The organism is Streptomyces sp. M-16 (assembly GCF_052114405.1).
Classification (GTDB): domain Bacteria; phylum Actinomycetota; class Actinomycetes; order Streptomycetales; family Streptomycetaceae; genus Streptomyces.
In genome coordinates this window covers 1-375 of the sequence record NZ_JBFRER010000359.1, presented here as the reverse complement: position 1 = coordinate 375, position 375 = coordinate 1, and the positions used below count along the sequence as shown (strand labels likewise).

1 protein-coding gene is annotated in these 375 nt (G+C 72.7%); it reads right to left on the bottom strand.

Annotated elements, in window-relative coordinates:
- The coding region (locus AB4039_RS42555) for an acyltransferase domain-containing protein (protein ID WP_442273353.1) at positions 1–375 on the bottom strand (375 nt) is incomplete at both ends.

Here is a 375-nt window from a genome sequence, read left to right as displayed (position 1 = left end):
GCGGTCGCGGCGCAGCAGGGGCAGGAGGGCGGCGGGTGCGTCGAGGCAGGCCTGTCCCATGGCGCTGAGGACGGCGTCGGGTCCGATCTCCAGGTACGTGCGGACGCCGGCGCTCTCCAGGTGGCGCATGGCGTCGTGGAAGCGGACGGCTTCGCGGACGTGCGTCACCCAGTAGGCGGGGGAGGTCAGTTCCCCGGCGGTGGCGAGGGTGCCGGTCAGGGTGGAGACGACCGGGATCGCCGGAGCCGCATAGGTCAGGGACTCGGCGACCTCGCGGAACGCCTCCAGCATCGGCTCCATCAGCGGGGAGTGGAAGGCGTGSGAGACCGTGAGGCGCTTGGTCTTGTGACCCCGCTCGGCCAGCTGCCCGGCCAC